Origin of the sequence: Mesorhizobium sp. BAC0120 (genome assembly GCF_033542235.1) — a bacterium.
Lineage (GTDB): Bacteria > Pseudomonadota > Alphaproteobacteria > Rhizobiales > Rhizobiaceae > JAWRCU01.
This window is the reverse complement of sequence record NZ_JAWRCU010000005.1, coordinates 383,650-401,615: the sequence shown is the minus strand read 5'-3', so window position 1 is coordinate 401,615 and position 17,966 is coordinate 383,650. Positions and strand designations below refer to the sequence as shown.

16 protein-coding genes are annotated in these 17,966 nt (G+C 63.3%); 9 read left to right on the top strand and 7 right to left on the bottom strand.

Annotation, left to right across the window (positions count from 1 at the left end):
• The first annotated feature begins 45 nt into the window (after positions 1-45).
• Positions 46-795, top strand: a complete 750-nt coding sequence (locus tag SAZ10_RS14865) for a DUF502 domain-containing protein (protein WP_318610019.1) — start codon at positions 46-48, stop codon at positions 793-795.
• On the opposite strand, the gene recG is transcribed toward SAZ10_RS14865, so the two are convergent.
• The gene (gene recG, locus SAZ10_RS14860) at positions 747-2,855 is read right to left on the bottom strand and encodes an ATP-dependent DNA helicase RecG (RefSeq protein ID WP_318610018.1); all 2,109 of its coding nucleotides are present in this window, start codon (positions 2,853-2,855) and stop codon (positions 747-749) included. The genes SAZ10_RS14865 and recG overlap by 49 nt on opposite strands.
• Positions 2,856-3,167: 312 nt before the next feature.
• Here recG and SAZ10_RS14855 point away from each other — a divergent pair, with 312 nt between their 5' ends.
• Together SAZ10_RS14855 and mfd are read left to right on the top strand one after the other, a co-directional pair.
• Positions 3,168-3,446: a succinate dehydrogenase assembly factor 2 gene (locus SAZ10_RS14855; RefSeq protein WP_318610017.1), complete on the top strand. Its 279-nt coding sequence runs from the start codon at positions 3,168-3,170 to the stop codon at positions 3,444-3,446.
• A 2-nt stretch (positions 3,447-3,448) separates the two neighbouring features.
• Entirely contained in the window at positions 3,449-6,952 is a 3,504-nt protein-coding gene (gene mfd, locus SAZ10_RS14850) for a transcription-repair coupling factor (protein WP_318610016.1), read from the top strand.
• On the opposite strand, the gene SAZ10_RS14845 is transcribed toward mfd, so the two are convergent.
• Both SAZ10_RS14845 and SAZ10_RS14840 read right to left on the bottom strand, forming a co-directional pair.
• The gene (locus SAZ10_RS14845; protein ID WP_318610015.1) at positions 6,949-7,629 is read right to left on the bottom strand and encodes a DsbA family protein; all 681 of its coding nucleotides are present in this window, start codon (positions 7,627-7,629) and stop codon (positions 6,949-6,951) included. The two genes, mfd and SAZ10_RS14845, sit on opposite strands and share 4 nt — an antisense overlap.
• Before the next feature lie 20 nt (positions 7,630-7,649).
• Entirely contained in the window at positions 7,650-9,473 is a 1,824-nt protein-coding gene (locus SAZ10_RS14840) for an extracellular solute-binding protein (RefSeq protein ID WP_412535226.1), read from the bottom strand.
• A 327-nt stretch (positions 9,474-9,800) separates the two neighbouring features.
• On the opposite strand from SAZ10_RS14840, the gene SAZ10_RS14835 reads away from it, so the two are divergent.
• A complete protein-coding gene (locus SAZ10_RS14835) occupies positions 9,801-10,430 on the top strand; it encodes an invasion associated locus B family protein (RefSeq protein WP_318610013.1) in 630 nt (209 codons plus the stop codon).
• Positions 10,431-10,532: 102 nt separating this feature from the next.
• Positions 10,533-10,658 (top strand): hypothetical protein, encoded by a 126-nt coding sequence (locus SAZ10_RS14830; protein ID WP_318610012.1) that lies wholly within the window; start codon positions 10,533-10,535, stop codon positions 10,656-10,658.
• Positions 10,659-10,669: 11 nt separating this feature from the next.
• Here the strand turns inward: SAZ10_RS14830 and hspQ are convergent, their stop codons facing one another.
• Positions 10,670-11,002 carry a heat shock protein HspQ gene (hspQ, locus tag SAZ10_RS14825; protein ID WP_318610011.1) on the bottom strand — a complete coding sequence of 111 codons (333 nt, stop codon included), beginning with the start codon at positions 11,000-11,002 and terminating at the stop codon, positions 10,670-10,672.
• Between the two features lie 49 nt (positions 11,003-11,051).
• Positions 11,052-12,263 carry a UbiH/UbiF family hydroxylase gene (locus SAZ10_RS14820; protein WP_318610010.1) on the bottom strand — a complete coding sequence of 404 codons (1,212 nt, stop codon included), beginning with the start codon at positions 12,261-12,263 and terminating at the stop codon, positions 11,052-11,054.
• A gap of 178 nt (positions 12,264-12,441) precedes the next feature.
• On the opposite strand from SAZ10_RS14820, the gene SAZ10_RS14815 reads away from it, so the two are divergent.
• The 4 genes from SAZ10_RS14815 to SAZ10_RS14800 are packed head-to-tail and all read left to right on the top strand — an operon-like array spanning position 12,442 to position 15,607.
• Complete coding sequence (locus SAZ10_RS14815) at positions 12,442-13,245, top strand: DUF2182 domain-containing protein (protein ID WP_318610009.1); 804 nt, start codon at positions 12,442-12,444, stop codon at positions 13,243-13,245.
• 16 nt (positions 13,246-13,261) lie between these two features.
• The gene (locus tag SAZ10_RS14810) at positions 13,262-13,876 is read left to right on the top strand and encodes a DUF1326 domain-containing protein (protein WP_318610008.1); all 615 of its coding nucleotides are present in this window, start codon (positions 13,262-13,264) and stop codon (positions 13,874-13,876) included.
• Positions 13,849-14,628 carry a phosphatidylcholine synthase gene (gene pcsA, locus SAZ10_RS14805; RefSeq protein WP_318610007.1) on the top strand — a complete coding sequence of 260 codons (780 nt, stop codon included), beginning with the start codon at positions 13,849-13,851 and terminating at the stop codon, positions 14,626-14,628. The genes SAZ10_RS14810 and pcsA overlap by 28 nt, the downstream gene beginning before the upstream one ends.
• A 1-nt stretch (position 14,629) precedes the next feature.
• The gene (locus tag SAZ10_RS14800; RefSeq protein WP_318610006.1) at positions 14,630-15,607 is read left to right on the top strand and encodes a quinone oxidoreductase; all 978 of its coding nucleotides are present in this window, start codon (positions 14,630-14,632) and stop codon (positions 15,605-15,607) included.
• A 190-nt stretch (positions 15,608-15,797) separates the two neighbouring features.
• Here SAZ10_RS14800 and SAZ10_RS14795 read toward each other — a convergent pair whose 3' ends face one another.
• Both SAZ10_RS14795 and SAZ10_RS14790 read right to left on the bottom strand, forming a co-directional pair.
• Positions 15,798-16,694: a DMT family transporter gene (locus SAZ10_RS14795; protein ID WP_318610005.1), complete on the bottom strand. Its 897-nt coding sequence runs from the start codon at positions 16,692-16,694 to the stop codon at positions 15,798-15,800.
• Between the two features lie 36 nt (positions 16,695-16,730).
• Positions 16,731-17,936 carry a pyridoxal phosphate-dependent aminotransferase gene (locus tag SAZ10_RS14790; RefSeq protein ID WP_318610004.1) on the bottom strand — a complete coding sequence of 402 codons (1,206 nt, stop codon included), beginning with the start codon at positions 17,934-17,936 and terminating at the stop codon, positions 16,731-16,733.
• Positions 17,937-17,966 lie beyond the last annotated feature (30 nt).

Genomic DNA, 17,966 nt, shown 5'->3' with positions numbered 1-17,966 from the left:
GCGCTCGGGGCTGCATTATTCATTGTGCAGCGGCGGAAGAGGCTCATGAGCGACGGTCATACGTTGTCTGGAATGACGCGGCTCAGGAATTATTTCCTGACCGGCTTCATCGTGTGCGCGCCGCTGGCGATCACGGCCTATATCGCGTGGTCCTTCATCGGCTGGGTTGATTCGTGGGTGAAGCCCTACATCCCCTACCGCTACAATCCGGACACATATCTGCCATTCCCGGTGCCCGGCTTCGGGCTGATCGTGGCACTAGTGCTCATTACTCTGATCGGCTTCCTGACGGCCAATTTCATCGGCCGCTCGATCATCCGTTATGGCGAATCCTTGCTTTCGCGCATGCCGTTCGTGCGCTCGATATACAGCGCGCTGAAGCAGATTTTCGAGACGGTGCTTTCGCACAAGTCCGACATGTTCTCGAAAGTCGGCATCGTCGAATATCCGCGCAAGGGCGTCTGGTCGATCGTCTTCGTCGCGAGCGAGAAGGACACCGAGATCAACGAGAAGCTGAACAGCCGTGACGATCCCATGATCGCCGTGTTCATGCCTTGCACGCCGAACCCGACGACCGGGTTCCTCATGTACGTGCGGAAATCGGAGATCGTCGAGCTGGACATGACGATCGAGGAGGCGGCCAAGCTGGTCATCTCGGCCGGCCTTGTAGCCCCTGAATATCAGGTTCCCGGAGCGGCCCAGCCGGTAAGCGTGCCTCTTCCGGCGACGCTTGCCATGGCAGCGCCTCAGCCGGCACGCAGGAGGCGTACGGCCTCGTCGCGCCCGAAGAGATAGAGCAGCAGGCGGATTGCTTCGCCGCGCGGGGATTGCAGCTCCGGATCGCGGGACAACAGCAGCCGCGCGTCATCCCGCGCAACTTCCAGGAGATCGGCATGCGCCTCGATGTGGGCGACCTGGAAGCCCGGCGTGCCGGACTGGCGTGTGCCCAAAAGTTCGCCTTCGCCGCGCAGCTTCAGGTCCTCCTCGGCGATGCGAAAGCCGTCCTCGGTCTCGCGCATGATCGACAGCCGCCTTTTTGCGGTTTCGCCGAGCGGCGCCTTGTAGAGGAGCACGCAGGTCGACGCCTTGTCACCACGCCCGACGCGGCCGCGCAGCTGGTGGAGCTGGGCAAGCCCGAAACGCTCGGCATGCTCGATCACGATGATCGTTGCGTCAGGAACGTCGACGCCGACCTCGATCACGGTCGTTCCGACGAGGATGCGCGTTTCGCCAGCCTTGAAGGCGGCCATCGCCTCGTCCTTCTCGCGCCCGCTCATGCGGCCGTGGACAAGGCCGACCGCCGTGCCGAAGATGGGCTTCAGCATGGCAAAGCGGTCCTCTGCCGACATCAGCTTGATCTCGTCGGACTCTTCGACCAGAGGGCAGATCCAGTAGACTTTCTGGCCCTCTCCAATTGCGCTCTCGATGCGGTCCATCAGTTCGTCGAGCCGCTCGAGCGGCAGCGTGACGGTGTGGATCGGCCGGCGGCCGGCGGGCTTCTCGGTAAGCCGCGATACATCCATATCGCCGAACGCGGTCAGCACCAGCGTCCGCGGGATCGGGGTCGCGGTCATGACGAGCATGTCGGGGGCATTGCCTTTGGCGGTCATCGCGAGCCGCTGGTGCACTCCAAATCGGTGCTGCTCGTCGACGATCGCCAGGACAAGGTCATGGAACGTGACGGCCTCCTGGAAGAGCGCGTGTGTGCCGACGACGATATCGATCTCTCCGCAAGCAAGCCGTTCCAGGATTTGCGTGCGCTCGCGGCCCTTTTCTCGGCCCGTCAGGATCGCGGCCTCCAAGCCGGCCTCCGCGGCAAGCGGCGCGATCGTCGAAAAATGCTGGCGTGCCAGGATCTCGGTGGGCGCCATGAGCGCCGACTGCCCGCCGGCCTCGGCCGCGCGCGCCATCGCGAGCAGGCCGACCACGGTCTTGCCGGAGCCGACATCGCCTTGGAGCAGCCGAAGCATGCGCTCGGGCCTGGCAAGGTCGGCGTGAATTTCATTGAGAGCGGTCTCCTGTGCGCCGGTCAGCGAATAGGGCAAAGCTGCCCGTATCTTCGCCTCGATCGCGCCGTCGCCGGTAAGCGGCCGACCGGAGAGGCGGCGGACGCGCGCACGCACCAGCGCGAGCGCGATTTGTCCGGCGAGGAACTCGTCATAGGCGAGCCGCCGCCAGGCCGCGCCATCTGTGGCAGCATCGATCGTCTGCAAAGGATTGTGGATGCGCGTCAGCGCATCGGCAAAACCCGGAAAGGTCTGGGGCCGCATGACCTTTTCGTCCTGCCATTCCGGCAGGTCTGGCAGCCGGGCCAGTGCCTGGCCGATTGCCCGGCGCAACACCTTGGACGAGAGGCCGGCTGTCAGCGGGTAGACCGGCTCGATCAAAGGCAGGCCCGCGGCATCGCTCGCCAGCGCCATGTGATCCGGATGCACCATGCTCGGACGGCCGTTGAACCATTCCATGCGGCCGCTGACGACCACCGCCGCGCCGATCGGCAGCGCCTTCTGCAGCCAGTCGCCTTTCACGTGGAAAAAGGTAAGCGCGATCTGGCCGGTGTCGTCGAAGGCGAAGACGCGGTAGGGCACATTGCTCTTGCCGCGGGGCGGCGGCTGGTGCCGGTCGACAGTCACCTCGAGCGTGACGATCTGGCCTTCGGCTGCGTAAGCGATTTCCGGTCGGCTGCGGCGGTCGATCACCGAATAGGGCAAGGTGAAGAGCAGGTCGGCGACGCGCGCCGCGCGGTCGGTCACATCGGCCGGCACGACACGGCCGATCATGTCGGCGACCTTCGGGCCGATACCTTCCAGCGCAGTGACAGGCGCAAACAGCGGGTCGAGGAGGGAAGGGCGCATCACGCTTTGCCTGTCTGCCCGGCAAACCTGGCGCCCGGTCGCGCCCCCCTCTGTCCTGCCGGACATCTCCCCCGCAAGGGGGGAGATTGGCTGTCATTTTTGCCGGCTCCCCTTTGTACGACGATGAAGATTGGCGAAAGCCGAGCGGCAGGCCAATCTCCCCCCTTGCGGGGGAGATGTCCGGCAGGACAGAGGGGGGCAACGTGGGGCGCGACGATCACAGAGCTATCGTAGGTCGCAACGTAGGCGTTGCAAGGCTGACAGTACCGCCTATCCACGCTATATGCGCCGCTCAATCGAAAGGACATGAGAATGAGCGAGCCTGAAGGCGCCGGCGCCACGTCCATCCGCCGCAAGAAGCTGCGCTTTCGCTCATGGCATCGCGGCACGCGCGAGCTCGATCTCATCTTCGGCCCTTTCGCCGATGCGACTATCGAAGCGCTGGACGAAGCAGAGCTTGAGGATTATGAGCGGCTCCTCAACCTGCAGGACAGCGACCTGATGGACTGGGTGCTAGGGGCAAAACCCTTGCCGCCCGAGATCGACAGCCCGCTTCTGCAACGGATTCTTGCATTCCGCCAGTCCCTCTGACCATGCCTTTGATCGATCGTATCGGATTCCCGAAGAGTTTCGCCGGGCTCGCCATCGTAGACGGCGTGCCGGACGGCTACGAGGCGTTCGCCCTTGCCGCGGCCGCGCGCGAGCTTGCGCCCGACGGTCCGATTGTCTTCGTCGCGCGCGACGGCCAACGATTGCCGGCCATCGAGGATGCGCTGGCTTTTGCCGCACCGGAACTGCCTGTCGTCGAATTGCCGGCCTGGGACTGCCTGCCTTACGACCGCGTGTCGCCTGGTGCGGACGCTGCCGGCCGTCGCCTGGATGCGATGGTCCAGATCGCCGCGCTTCGCAAGAAGCCGCACCGTGCCGTGGTGCTGACCACCGTCAACGCGCTCTTGCAGCGCCTGCCCGCGGCTGCCTTCGTCGACGCGCAGACCTTCACGGCACGGCCGGGCAATCAGGTCGACATGAAAGCGCTGATCGCGCGACTTGAGAATTCCGGGTTCGAGCGAGTCCCGACCGTACGCGACGTTGGCGAGTTTGCCGTGCGCGGCGGCATACTCGACCTTTTCGCGCCGGGCGCCGACGAAGCGCTGAGGCTCGACTTTTTCGGCGACACCTTGGAATCGATCCGGGTCTTCGATGTCGCCAGCCAGCGAACCACCGGGCAACGCAACGCGCTCACGCTTCAGCCGATGAGCGAGGTGGCGCTGACGCCCGATACGATCAGCAGGTTTCGCCGCAACTACATCGAGGCGTTCGGGGCTCCGTCGCGCGACGATGCACTCTACACGGCGGTGAGCGAGGGCAGGCGGTTCGCCGGCATGGAGCACTGGCTGCCCTTCTTCTACGAGAAGCTCGAAACGCTATTCGACTACCTTCCCGACGCGCCGCTGGTGTTCGACCACCTGGCGCGAGAGGCCATCGCCGAGCGGCACACGCTGATACTCGACCACTACGAGGCGCGCAGACGGCAAAGCGAGGGCAGCGCGCTGAAGGAGGCCGTGCCGTACAAGCCGATCAAGCCGGAACTGCTCTATGCTTCGCCGGACGAGGTCCAGGCGCGGGTCGCCGATCATGCCGCCCTGGAGTTCACGCCTTTCGATGCGCCCGATGCGGGCGGAAGACGATTGTTCCATGCTGGCGCCAAACCCGGCCGCAGTTTCGAGCAGGAGCGTGCCGATCCATCCGCCAACGTGTTCGAGGCGGCCGCTCGCCATATCGCGGAAAGCCGGACGAGCGATCGCAAGGTGGTCGTCGCCGGCTGGACCGAAGGGTCGCTCGATCGGCTGACGCAGATTCTCACCGAGCATGGCGTCGAGAGGCTGAAACGCGCGGAGACTCTGGCCGACGTCGATAAGCTGAAGGCGGGCGAGGGAGCTCTGGCGGTGCTGCCGATCGAAGCCGGCTTCGAATCGAGCCGGTTCATCGTCGTCGCCGAGCAGGACATTCTCGGCGACCGTCTCGTTCGCCGCGCGAAGAAGAGGCGGCGACCCTCTGATTTCATTGCGGAAGTTTCTGCTCTCTCTGCCGGCGATATCGTCGTCCACACGGATCACGGCATCGGTCGCTTCGTGGGTTTGAGGACAATCGAAGCGGCCGGCGCGCCGCATGACTGCCTGGAAATCCACTATGCCGGCGACGACCGGCTGTTCCTGCCGGTCGAGAATATCGAGCTGCTGTCACGCTACGGGTCGGACTCAGCCGAAGCGGCGCTCGACAAGCTGGGCGGTGGCGCCTGGCAGTCGCGCAAGGCGAAGCTGAAGCGGCGTCTGCTCGAGATGGCCGGCCAGCTCATTCGCATCGCCGCCGAACGGCAGATGCGCTCCGCGCCGGTCTTCATTCCGCCAGAAGGGCTCTATGGCGAGTTTGCCGCTCGTTTCCCCTATGAGGAAACCGACGACCAGCAGAATGCGATCGACGCGGTCAAAGGTGATCTGTCGGCAGGCAAGCCCATGGACCGGCTGGTGTGCGGTGACGTCGGCTTCGGCAAGACGGAGGTAGCGCTGCGCGCCGCCTTCATTGCGGGGATGGAAGGCTTCCAGGTCGCAGTGGTGGTGCCGACCACGCTTCTCGCGCGCCAGCATTTCAAGACGTTCGCGCAGCGTTTCGCAGGCCTGCCATTGCAGGTGCGGCAGGCCTCACGCCTCGTCGGCTCCAAGGAACTTGCCGAAACCAAAAAGGGCCTTGCAGACGGCAGCGTCGACATCGTGGTCGGCACGCATGCGCTTCTCGGCAGCTCGATCTCGTTTAAGAATCTCGGCCTGCTGATCGTCGACGAGGAGCAGCATTTCGGCGTCAAGCACAAGGAGCGGCTGAAGGACCTCAAGAACGACGTGCATGTGCTGACGCTCTCGGCAACCCCGATCCCCCGCACATTGCAGCTCGCGCTGACCGGCGTGCGCGAGCTGTCGCTGATCGCCACGCCGCCCGTCGACCGCATGGCGGTGCGCACCTTCATCTCGCCCTTCGACCCGCTCGTCATTCGCGAGACGCTGTTGCGCGAGCGCTATCGCGGCGGCCATAGCTTCTACGTCGTGCCGCGCATCGCCGACCTGCCGGAAATCCAGGAATTCCTGCACAGCCATGTACCGGAATTGAAGGTCGGCGTGGCGCATGGCCAGATGGCCCCCAGCCAGCTCGAAGACATCATGAATGCCTTTTATGATGGCCAGTACGACGTGCTGCTGTCGACCTCCATCGTCGAATCCGGCCTCGACATCCCAACCGCCAACACGATGATCGTGCACCGGGCGGACATGTTCGGCCTGGCGCAGCTCTACCAGCTGCGCGGCCGGGTGGGACGTTCGAAGGTGCGGGCCTATGCGCTCTTCACGCTGCCGGCGAACCGCAAGCTCACCGACACGGCGGACCGTCGCCTCAAGGTGCTGCAGTCGCTCGACACGCTCGGCGCCGGCTTCCAGCTCGCCAGCCACGACCTCGACATACGCGGAGCCGGCAACCTGCTCGGCGAAGAGCAATCCGGCCATATCAAGGAGGTCGGCTTCGAGCTCTACCAGCAGATGCTGGAAGAGGCGGTCGCCGAGATCCGCGGCGAGCCGGAAGCAGCCGATACGGGCTGGTCGCCGCAGATCACGATCGGCACGGCGGTGATGATCCCGGAAAGCTACGTGCCTGACCTGCAGCTCAGGCTTGCGCTCTACCGGCGACTGGCCGAACTGGAAAATCCGCAGGAGATCGACGCTTTCGGCGCCGAGCTGATCGACCGCTTCGGACCTCTTCCGCAAGAGGTGCAGCACCTCTTGAAGATCGTCTACATCAAGGCGCTATGTCGGCAGGCGAATGTCGAGAAGCTCGACGCGGGGCCGAAGGGCGTCGTCATCCAGTTCCGCAACAAGGAGTTCGCCGATCCGGTGGCGCTGGTTCGCTTCATCGGCGAGCAGGGATCGCTCGCGAAGATCAGGCCCGACCAGAGCATCGTCTTCACGCGCGACTGGGCGACGCCCGAGAAGCGCCTGCAAGGCTCGGCCGTGGTGATGACGCAACTGGCGAGGCTGGCGACGAAGGCGGCGGCTTAGCCCGGCTCGTCCAACTCGCCCTTGGCCTTTGCCGTCGCGACCTGGCGGATAGCGTCGGCGAGGGTGGCGCTGTCCTGTGCACCCATTACGGCATATCTGCCTTCGAGCAGGAAACAGGGCACACCTGTGATGCCCATGCGTTGCGCAGTCGCGATCTCGTTGCGGACATTGTCGACGTCGGCGTCGGTCGGGAGGAGCGTCTCGACCACCGCGGCGTCCATGCCGGCCTCGCGCGCGGCCTCGATCAGCACCGCGTGATCGCCGATATTCCGGCCTTCCTCGAAATTGAGCTTGAACAGGCGGCGCACCAGCCGGTTCTGTGTATCAGTGTCGGCAGCGCCGGCCCAGCGGATGACGCGGTGCGCGTCGAGTGTGTTGGGCGCAACCTTGATGGCATCGAAAGCGAAGTTGATGCCCTCTGCCTCGCCGACTGCCTCGACACGCGCGTGGATCTGGCGGATGCGCTCCTCGCTGCCGAACTTCTCCAGCATGTAGCGCTTGCGATCCTTGCCTTCGGCCGGGATGGTCGGATCGAGCTGGAAGGGCCGCCAGCGCACTTCGACCGTCACATCCGGAACTTCGCCGATCGCCGTGTCGAGCCGCTTCTGGCCGATGAAGCACCAGGGGCAGACCACGTCGGACACAACATCGACCGTTATTGCCTCGCGTTCCGCCATGGCAGACGTCCTTCCGTCGCTCATTTGTCGCCGCGCCACCAGGCCGGCAGCTGATAACCGTATATAGGCGTGTTCTCGGGATGTTTGATACGGGTCCAACGCCCGACCCATTGATCGGGCTGGTAATAGAGCGGCACGACATAGGCGCCCGAAAGCAGCAGCCGGTCATAGGCGCGCACTGCCGTAACGAATTCGTCCTCGGTGCGAGCCTTGAGAAGCTGGTCGATCATTGCATCGATCGCCGGATCGGCGACGCCGGCAAAATTGTAGGTGCCGTCGGAATCGCGCGAAGCAGATCCCCAGCGGAAGAGCTGCTCGGTGCCCGGCGACAATGACGACGTGTAGGTCATCAACATCGCGTCGAAATCATAGACGCGCTGCCGCTGCAGATATTGCGCGCTGTCGACCGGGCGGAGCGTGACCCGGATGCCAAGCTTCGCAAGCGTGCGCTGCCATGCAGCGGCCACGGCCTCGCCTCCCTTGCCGTTCAGCAGGATCTCGAAACCGAGCGGCTTACCGTCCGGGCCGACCATCGTCTCGCCGTTCAGTTTGTAGCCGGCCTTCACCAGCGCATCGAAGCCCTTCTTCAGGAAAGTGCGGTCGCGGCCGCTGCCGTCCGAGATCGGCGGCGTCCAGGTGCCGGCCATGATTTCAGGCAAGACCTTTTCTGCGTGCGGTCCGAGCAGCGCCTTCTCGGCATCGGACGCCGGATGGCCGTATGACGAGAGATCTGAGCCGTCATAATAGCTCTTGATGCGCTGATAGGCGCCGGAGAAGAGATTCTTGTTCGCCCATTCGAAATCGAACAATCCGGCAAGCGCCACTCGCACGTCGCGGTTCTTGAAGACGTCGCGCCGGGTGTTGAGGACGAAGCCGTACATGCCGGACGGCAGGCCGTCCTTGAACGTCTCCTTGGCGATGCGCCCGTCGGTTGCCGCCGGAAAATTGTAGCCGGACGTCCAGCGGCCGGTGTCTGTCTCGAGCTGGATATCGACGGCGCCCTTCTTGAAGGCCTCGAACATCGTGTTCTCGTCGCGGAAATAGTTCATGCGGATTTCATCGAAATTGTCGAAGCCGCGCTTGGAGGGGATGTCATTGCCCCAGTAGTCGGGGTTGCGCTTGAGCACCACCACCTCGCCGGGCCGCACGCTGTCGATCCTGTAGGGGCCCGAGCCGATCATCGGCTTCAGCGTCGATTTGTCGAAATTTTCCGCGTCGGTGGCATGCTTGGGCAGGATCGGCAGCTGCGCGAGGAGCAGCGCCGATTCGCGTCCCGCCTTTTCGTTGAAGGTGAGGCGAACGCCGCGCTCGCCGACCTTCTCCATCTTCGCCACCACGTCGACCCAGTTCTTGTAGAGCGGCCGGCCCTTGTCACGGAGCAGCTCGAGCGAGAAGATCACGTCGTCGGGCGTAACCGGCGCGCCGTCGGAAAATTTGGCGCGTGGATTCAGCGTGAACTCGACGAAGGTTCGGTCATCGTCCGTTTCGACCGACTGCGCGAGCAGCGGATAGAGCGTAAAGGCCTCGTCGCGCGAGCGCTGCATCAACGGCTCGAAGACATTGTTGCCGAAGGTCATGTCCCACATGCCTCGGGGGGCGTCGCCTTGCACGATGAAAGGGTTGAGGCTGTCAAACGTGCCGACCCAGGCGTAGTCGATCCGCCCGCCCTTCGGTGCATTCGGGTCGGCATAGGGGAAGTGATCGAAGTCGGCGGGCAGCGCCGGCTCACCATGCATGGCAATGGCGTGCGAAGAAGCTGCATCCGCAGGAAGCGTAATAAGCAGGGTGGACAAGGCCGCGAGACAGGCCGAAATCAAGCAGCGCAACGCGCCCTCCAATTGCATGCTGACGATGCCGCGAATCAATCGCGACCGTATCACGACCAAGCAGGCATCCATGGGGCAACCCACGAAATACTAGCCCGGTTCCCTTTGTCCAAAGCAGGTCCGTTTCGCAAAACCATGGGACAGTTTCACGGAACCCGTTAACTGTATTTGCCTGCAATCAAGGTGAAAAAGCCATTTCGAAGCGTCCGGGCAGGCTGGATTCGGCGTCTGCTCCCGTGTAACACGCCACCGGGCCATGCTGTTGCCTCAATTCGGCAACACCAAGCGACAAAGGGAAAGGGGCTGGGGCCCCGCGGAAGGGACTTCAGAAAGGATAATCGGACGATGACGAGCTCGGACATCAACGCTTCACGTCTATCGATCATAGCTGCAGGCGTTGTCGGGCTGCTTGCCGCCGGTCTGGCGCCGGCCTTCGCCCAGCAGCAACCGCAACTTCCGCAAGGCTGGTTCAAGGCCTGCACCAAACAGCAGGAGGTCGATGTCTGCAACGTGCAGAACATCGTGACCGCCCAGACCGGACAGCTCGTGACCGGCATCAGCCTCATCGAGCTCAAGGGCAAGATAAACCGCAAGGTGTTCCAGGTCTCGGTGCCGAGCGGCCGCATGGTGGCTCCCGGGATCGGCATGCAGATCGACAACGGCAAGGCGCAGAAGCTCGATTACGCGATCTGTTTCCCCGACCGCTGCATCGCCGAGGCGCAGCTTTCCGACCAGATGATCGCCTCCTTCAAGAAGGGCTCGACGCTCACCTTCACGTCGGTCAACTTCCAGAACCAACCGAACCCGGTGAAGGTGTCGCTCGAGGGCTTCACCGGTGCCTATGAGGGCGCGCCGCTCCAGCAGTCAGATATCGAGGACCGCCAGAAGAAGCTGCAGGACTTCGTGGCCAAGAACAACGAGGACTTCGCCAAGAAGCTCAAGCAGGAGCAGGACAAGGCGAAGACTGCGAATTGATCGGCCGGTAACGCATAGCATGTGAGCGGCGCCTTCGGGCGCCGCTTTGTTTTTCTCCTGCCAAGCCTTGCGTTGCTCTTACGGGGTCAGATGCTGGCGTCGATGCCGCTCAAGCTCCCCGGCACGACTGTCGCCGGGGTCGCAGCCGCATTCGGCTATCGCGGCAGCCTCGAGGTCGTCAATCAGATCGCCCCGGCCGACCGTCGTACCGGCACTGCCTCAAGCTAACTTGTCGTCTGCTAGTGCTGCGCGCGCCCCTTCAACTCGAAGCGACCGTCGGGCGTCGTCTCGAACAGGTCGCGGATCTGTGGATGCTGCAGGGGCTCTCCGTCGCTGTCGTCGAGCAGGTTCTGCTCGGAGACGTAAGCGATGTACTGAGACTCAGAATTCTCGGCGAGCAGATGATAGAAAGGCTGGTCTTTGCGCGGACGCACTTCGGCGGGGATCGCCTCGTACCATTCCTCAGTGTTGTTGAACTCGGGGTCGACGTCAAAGATGACGCCACGGAAGGGAAATATCCGGTGGCGGACGATCTGGCCAATGCTGAATCTGGCAGTTTTTACAGCGCCCATAGCCGCTATTTGGCGTAGCTGCCGGCTAAATTCAATCCTGCTAAAGGTTTCATCGCCACATCTGTTCCCTGAGCGAGGAGACGATGCGTGCAAAGCCGCTCCCCGGCTGCATGCCTTCGCGCATGAAGAAGGCGCGTACGGGCGAGAGCGCCTTGAGCGCGCCAAGCCCTGCGCTGCGCGCCATCTGCGCCGGCAGCAGGTCCGACAGGAGCGAGAGGTTGAGCAGGTTCACGGCGGTCGAGCGCGCCAGGATGTCGGGCCGCCGGCGCCCGTCATAGGCAGCAAGGGCGGTGACGCTGCCCGGGTCGAGGCGATCGTCGCTTGCCGTGCGCACGATGTCCTCGACGTCGCGTATTCCGAGATTAAGGCCTTGCGCGCCGATCGGCGGGAAGACATGCGCAGCCTCGCCGACCAGAGCAACGCGGTTCTTGGCAAAGCACGTCGGGAGCAGCGAGGAAAGGGGATAGATCTGCCGGCCGGGCTCGACCGTGACGCGGCCGAGCATAGACTGCATCTTCTCCTCGATTCGCATCGAGAGCGCTGCATCGTCAAGCAAGGCAAGTTCGGCAGCCGTCTCCGGCCGCACGACCCACACCAGGCTCGACCGGTTGCCGGGAAGCGGCACCTGGGTGAAAGGTCCGGTCTCCGTGTGGAATTCCGTCGAGGTCGAGCCGTGCTCGCGGGTGTGGGCGAAATTGAGCACCAGCGCCGACTGTCGGTAGGAGCGCCCGGCGGTCTTGATGCCGGCCGCCTCGCGTGCTCTGGAATCGCGGCCATCGGCTGCAATGGCGAGCGGCGCTTCGATGCGTGTCCTGTCATCCAGTGTCGCGACTGCCGATTTGTCTCCGATTTCCCAGTGCGCAACGGTGGCCTGCCGCCACTCGATCGTCTTTTGTTCGGCAATCGCTGTCTCGAGCGCTTCATTGAGCACTGTGTTCGGCGTGTTGAGGCCGAAAGATTCCTCGCCGATCTCGCTGGCACGGAAAGTGACGATCGGGCTTCGGATCAGGCGCGACGTCGCGTCGACGATGCGCATGACGCTGAGCGGCGCCGCCTCGCCGGCTACCCGCTGCAGGATTCCCAGGCTGTCCAGATAGGTCAGCGCCGGGCGCATCAGGGCGGTCGTGCGCCGGTCGTCACCGCGCGGCCGAGGGCCAGCAAGCGCGACGAAAAAACCGGCATGTGCAAGACCTAGCGCGGCGATCATGCCGGTTGGTCCGGTTCCGGCGACCACGATCTCGGCGTTCAGCGTCTTCACCATTTCATTCTCCGACAAACCGCGTCACTAGTGCGGCTAAGGCCGACTGCCTAGAGTGCTCACGAACAGGCAAGCGGCGCCTTCCTTAACAATGAGCATAGTGTCCGTCATGGCCGAGGAAAACTCAGATTTCGCCCACCTCGACAGACCGGGACAGTTAACGGCGTTCGCGGTGCTCAGGATGAGTGCAGTCGTCAATGCCGTTGTTGGTGCGGCCATCCTGCTGTCATGGCTTGCTCTCGTGGGGCTTTCCGCAGGCGCGGCGCGGCTTGCGATCCCGGCCGAAGACGCGCCAGGCAATTCGCTGCTGCGCCTCTTGCCCGACGTGACGCTTCCCGACTGGGCCGCGCAGTTGGTCGCCTTGTGCGCGGGGCCCGCCGGGCCAGGCGGCGGAGTGCTGGGCTTTGTCTTGCTCTGGACGATGTGGATGCTGATGGCCGTCGCGATGATGCTGCCCTCCGCCGCGCCCCTGATTCGCACTTATTGCGAGATTGCCGATACGGCCCACGCAAAGGACGAGGCTGTAGTGCACCCCTTGGTGCTGGTCGCCGGCTATCTATCCGCCTGGGCCGCGGCTTCGCTTCTCTTTGCCGCGATTACATTGTTCCTGACCAATGCCGCCGCTCCCGTGAGCGGGGTTGCCGGTGCAGCGGCGCTGGGGATCGCCGGGATCTATCAGTTCAGCAACTTGAAAAAGGCCTGCCTCGAGAAATGCCGCAACCCATTCGCGATACTGTTCTCGCGCTGGTCGAGCCGAACCTCGCGCATATTCCGGCTCGGGGTCGAGCAGGGCGTCTGGTGCCTTGGCTGCTGCTGGGCGCTGATGCTGGTGATGTTTGCCGTCGGCGTGATGAACATCTTCTGGATGGCGCTCATCGGCCTGTTTGCCATCGTGGAAAAACAGTGGGATAGGCGGCTGCCGGGCAGCGTTGCCGGCGCTATATTGCTTGTGTGGGCGGTGGCGCTGCTAGTAGTTTCGCGTTGAGAGACTGGGGAGGGCCATGGCCGATCGAAGTTGGGCGATGCAGGGAGAGCTGGTCCTCTCCTGTAATTGCACAGTATTCTGCCCCTGCGTTCTCTCGCTCGGCAGCCACCCGCCTACCGAAGGCTATTGCCAGACCTGGGCTGGCTTGCGCATCGACAGCGGACATTTCGGAGATGTTGACCTCTCGGGCTTGAACCTCGGCCTTGTCATGGAGATTCCCGGCTATATGAGCCGCGGCAACTGGTCTGCCGGGCTTTTCATCGACCAACGGGCTTCCATCTATGCGGTGAAGGCGCTGACCAAGATTTTCATGGGCAAGGCCGGCGGCACGACATCGCTTCTCTCGATCCTCGTCGGCAGGTTCCTGGGCGTCGAGCAGGCGCCGATCAGCTATGAAATCGAGGGCAGGACGCGAAAATTCCAGATCCCGAAGATCATCGAGGGCGCCGTCACCCCCATTCCCGGCAAGGACCGTGAGCGTGACACGGTGATTCAGAACTCCGAATACTGGATCGCGCCGGAGATCACGGTCGCCAGGGCCGAGAAAAGCAGGATGCGCGCCTTCGGCCGCAACTGGAATTTCGCCGGACGGTCGGCCGAGATATGCAAACTGGATTGGCGCGGACCGTGACAAGCAAGCCGCTTTCTGCTCGCATTCCCAAGCCCAAGAAGAAGGTGACATGGCCGCAGGCGCGCGCTTTTTCGGTCCACCTGCTTACAGCATCAGGCTCTTTCCTCGCCTTCCTCTCTCTGGTGGCGGCCAGCGAGGAAAGCTGGACCCTGATGTTCTGGTGGCTGGGGCTGGCGCTCCTGGTCGATGGCATTGACGGGCCGATCGCCCGCCGGCTGCAGGTCAAGGAAATCCTGCCGACATGGTCCGGCGACATGCTCGACAACATCATCGACTATGTCACCTATGTCCTGATCCCGGCTTTTGCGCTCTACCAGCGCGGCTTCATGGGCGAGAGGCTCTCCTTCCTCTCTGCCGCGATCATCGTGGTATCGAGCGCCATCTATTATGCCGATACCGGGATGAAGACGAAGGAGAACTTCTTCAAGGGCTTCCCGGTCGTATGGAACATGATCGTGTTCACGCTGTTCGTCATCGAGCCGGGGGAGTGGGTGTCGTTCGGCGTTGTCGTGATTGCCGGCATACTCACCTTCGTGCCGATGTATTTCCTGCACCCGGTTCGGGTCGAGCGGTTGCGCAGCATCAACCTGCCGATCTTTCTTGCATGGTGCGGTTTCGGGGCGATCGCGCTCCTGCAGTCGATGAACGCCCATGTGTTCGTCAAATACGGGATCGCTGCGACCAGCCTTTATTTGTTCGTGATCGGCGGCATCATGCAATTGTTCCCCAATCTCGGTGCAAAGAGGAGCTGATATGCCGAAGGCAGTAAGGATCCATGAGCAGGGCGGCGTCGATGTGCTTCGCTATGAAGAGGTGGAGATCGGCAAGCCCGGCGCCGGGGAGGCGCTGATCAGGCATACTGCGATCGGCCTGAACTTTCTCGACGTCTACTATCGCAGCGGAACCTATTCGCCGCCGGCCGGGCTGCCGCTGACGCTCGGCAATGAGGCAGCCGGCGTCGTGCTCGCGGTGGGCGAGGGGGTCGACGTCGTAAAAGAGGGCGACCGCGTCGCCTATGTCGGCCCGCTCGGCGCCTATGCCGAGGAGCGGTTGATTGCCGCCGACCGGCTGGTCAGGATTCCCGACGGGGTGACGGACGAGCAGGCCGCTGCGATGATGCTCAAGGGGATGACGGCCGAATACCTCCTGCGCCGGACCTATGCCGTGAAGCCAGGCGATATCGTGCTCTATCACGCCGCAGCCGGCGGTGTCGGCCTGATCTTCGGTCAATGGGCCAAGCATCTCGGCGCCACGGTGATCGGCACGACAAGCTCGCCGGAGAAGGCAGCGCTCGCCGGGAGCCATGGCTTCGATCACGTCATCAATTACCGCGAGGTCGATTTCGTTTCGGCGGTGCGGGAGATCACCGGCGGCCAGATGTGCGACGTGGTCTACGATTCCGTCGGCAAGGACACGTTTCCAGCCTCGCTTGACTGCCTGAAGCCGCGCCATCTGTTCGTGAGCTTCGGCCAGTCGTCCGGTTCGATCCCGCCCTTCAATCTGGCGATCCTGTCGCAGAAGGGTTCGCTCTACCTGACGCGGCCGACGATCTTCTCATATATCGGCAAGCGCAGCGACCTGGAGGAATCGGCGAGCGCACTCTTCGATGCCGTGCGGCAGGGCTTCGTGAAGATCGCAATCAACCAGCGCTATCTGCTTGCGGATGTGGCGAAGGCGCACGCCGATCTCGAAGGTCGCAAGACCACCGGAACCAGCGTGCTCATACCGTAAGAAGGGAAGGGCGGCTGCTGAACGATCGCCCTTCACCGAGGTGGGCGAAGGCAGCCCTGACGCTTTTGGCCGGGCTGCATCGAACGGCCTCAGTACGATATTACGCACATCGTATAGGAACTTGACCGCGAACCGGCAAACTGTCCTGTGGGATCAATGCTTGGTTTCGGAGCAGGTCGAGAATCGATCGTCAGCTTCTCTTCGCCGACAGCAGAAACGGCGGGCGCACTTGCGGCAGGCCCAGGAAACCGCTCATGGCAATAGCGCCGCCACCCGCGATCATCCACGTGTCGGGTTGCTCGTCCAGGAGCAGCAGGCCCGCGAATAAGGCGAATAGAATCGCTGTGTAGCGATACGGCGCTATGGCCGGTAGTGGTGAATAGCGTACGGCGATGACCATCAGCAAATTGCCTACAGCCACGAGGAGGCTGATCAGGCCAATCAACATGGCTGCCTTAACCTCGAGGGGCTGCCACGCTTGGAACGCGACCTCTGGAATGGACAGCATCGGCACGGCGAAGGTGGTCATGGTCGCAACCACCAGTGACGGTGTTCCCGGTGCTGTGCAGCGTGTCAGCACGTCCCTGCCGGCCAAAAGGGCGACCGCGGCGATGCCGAAGAGCAAGTGAGCCCCAACTGACCCGGAGGGGCGGGTGATCACAAGGACTCCTGCCAAGCCGAGCACGACGGCAGCAAGTTGCCTCCGCGTCATCCGATCACGGAAAATCAGCACGCCGGCGATGCTGGTGACGACTGGGACGAGTTGGATCAAGGCGGTGACGGTCGCAACGGGAAGTCCCATCAGGGCCATTACGAACATGACGCTTGCCAGTGCGTCGCACAGCGTGCGCAGCAGAACTGCCGGCCGGAATCCGCTCCCCAGTCGGGGCCCGGCGCCCGTAACAAGGACGAGGCCGAGCAGAAGGACGCCACCAACAATGCCGCGCAGCACCATGACCTGCGCTGGGGGGATTTGTTCGGAAAGAAGCTTGAGGACCGCGTCGTTTGCAGCGAACAGCGCCATTGCGGCGCACACGGCAGCAATCCCTATGCGAGGGGAGCCGCTGAGCTCTGTGCTCTCGCTCATGAAATGCCCGTATTGGTCGCGGACGTCAGCCCGCTGCTATGCACGGCGGCTCATCCAATTGGCGAAGCGTGCACAAGCCTCCGACAGATCGTCAGGGTTTCGGGCGAAACATAGCCGGAAGAAGCCTTCACCGCCGGCTCCGAAAGCCGAACCAGGCGCCAGGCCGACATCGGCTTCCTTGATCAGGGTCGCCGCAAATTCGGTGGAGTTGCTCACGCCATCGACGCGGAAGAATAGGTAGAATCCCCCTGGAGGGGCGAAGCTGACTCCAGGGATCGCGGCGAGCGCCGTCGAGACGATGTCGCGGCCGATCCTTGCCCGATCTATTAGCGACGATAGCGCCGACTCGCCCTCGCTCAGCGCCCTGGCGGCGGCGCGCTGCATGAACACCGCGACACCGGAGGTCGCATACTGGATGAGGTTCTCGATTGCGGGCCCAATTGCTTCGGGCGCCTCTATCCACCCGACGCGCCAGCCGGTCATAGCCCAGTTCTTGGAAAAGGTGTTGACGAAGAGCACGCGGTCGTCGGGCACGATGTGATCGTGCAGGGAGGGCGTGGTAGGGCGGTCGGAACCGTAAGTGAAGCGCGAATAGACCTCGTCGGCGATGATCCAGAGGTCGCGTCGTCGGCACAGTTCGACAATAGCCGCTAGATCCGCCTCGGTCGCCGTCCAGCCGGTCGGATTTGACGGCGAATTGATGAAAAGTGCCTTCGTGCGTGGTCCTATCGCAGCCGCTATGTCATCGAGATCGAGCCGCCATCCTGCGGGATCGAAGCGCAGCGGCACCTGGCAAGCCTTGGCGCCTGCAACTCCGACCGCCGCGGGAAAGTTGGGCCACGCAGGCGTCGGCACGATCACTTCGTCACCGGGGTCGGCGACAAGGCGGATCGCGATCTGAATCGCCTGCATGCCGGATCCCGTCACGTAAAACCTGTCGGCCGGGAAGGGCTCGCCGAAGAGCCCGCCATAGAGCCGATCATGGTAGGCGGCCAGCCCATCGCGCAACTGCTGAATGCCGGGTTGCGGCATGTAGAAGGTTTCCCCCCGTGCCATGGATTCGGCCGCGGTTTCGCAAATGAAGGCCGGCGTTGGCTCGTCGCCCTCGCCGACCCATAGCGGAATGATGCCGTTGCGACCGAAACCGTGGCGCATCACTTCGGCGATGCCGCTTGCCGGGGCGGACGCCGCCGCGGAACCCAGCCGCTCACACCAAGCGACTGCCGATGCAGAACTGTTCATCCCCGGAAGCTTTCCAGTATCTTCGATAGA

What these genes read in the sequence shown, in the direction of transcription:
- SAZ10_RS14865 (WP_318610019.1), top strand. Translation starts at nt 46, where the DNA reads ATGAGCGACGGTCATACGTTGTCTGGAATGACGCGGCTCAGGAATTAT.
- recG (WP_318610018.1), bottom strand. Translation starts at nt 2,855, where the DNA reads ATGCGCCCTTCCCTCCTCGACCCGCTGTTTGCGCCTGTCACTGCGCTG.
- SAZ10_RS14855 (WP_318610017.1), top strand. Translation starts at nt 3,168, where the DNA reads ATGAGCGAGCCTGAAGGCGCCGGCGCCACGTCCATCCGCCGCAAGAAG.
- mfd (WP_318610016.1), top strand. Translation starts at nt 3,449, where the DNA reads ATGCCTTTGATCGATCGTATCGGATTCCCGAAGAGTTTCGCCGGGCTC.
- SAZ10_RS14845 (WP_318610015.1), bottom strand. Translation starts at nt 7,629, where the DNA reads ATGGCGGAACGCGAGGCAATAACGGTCGATGTTGTGTCCGACGTGGTC.
- SAZ10_RS14840 (WP_412535226.1), bottom strand. Translation starts at nt 9,473, where the DNA reads ATGCAATTGGAGGGCGCGTTGCGCTGCTTGATTTCGGCCTGTCTCGCG.
- SAZ10_RS14835 (WP_318610013.1), top strand. Translation starts at nt 9,801, where the DNA reads ATGACGAGCTCGGACATCAACGCTTCACGTCTATCGATCATAGCTGCA.
- SAZ10_RS14830 (WP_318610012.1), top strand. Translation starts at nt 10,533, where the DNA reads ATGCCGCTCAAGCTCCCCGGCACGACTGTCGCCGGGGTCGCAGCCGCA.
- hspQ (WP_318610011.1), bottom strand. Translation starts at nt 11,002, where the DNA reads ATGGGCGCTGTAAAAACTGCCAGATTCAGCATTGGCCAGATCGTCCGC.
- SAZ10_RS14820 (WP_318610010.1), bottom strand. Translation starts at nt 12,263, where the DNA reads ATGGTGAAGACGCTGAACGCCGAGATCGTGGTCGCCGGAACCGGACCA.
- SAZ10_RS14815 (WP_318610009.1), top strand. Translation starts at nt 12,442, where the DNA reads ATGAGTGCAGTCGTCAATGCCGTTGTTGGTGCGGCCATCCTGCTGTCA.
- SAZ10_RS14810 (WP_318610008.1), top strand. Translation starts at nt 13,262, where the DNA reads ATGGCCGATCGAAGTTGGGCGATGCAGGGAGAGCTGGTCCTCTCCTGT.
- pcsA (WP_318610007.1), top strand. Translation starts at nt 13,849, where the DNA reads ATGCAAACTGGATTGGCGCGGACCGTGACAAGCAAGCCGCTTTCTGCT.
- SAZ10_RS14800 (WP_318610006.1), top strand. Translation starts at nt 14,630, where the DNA reads ATGCCGAAGGCAGTAAGGATCCATGAGCAGGGCGGCGTCGATGTGCTT.
- SAZ10_RS14795 (WP_318610005.1), bottom strand. Translation starts at nt 16,694, where the DNA reads ATGAGCGAGAGCACAGAGCTCAGCGGCTCCCCTCGCATAGGGATTGCT.
- SAZ10_RS14790 (WP_318610004.1), bottom strand. Translation starts at nt 17,936, where the DNA reads ATGAACAGTTCTGCATCGGCAGTCGCTTGGTGTGAGCGGCTGGGTTCC.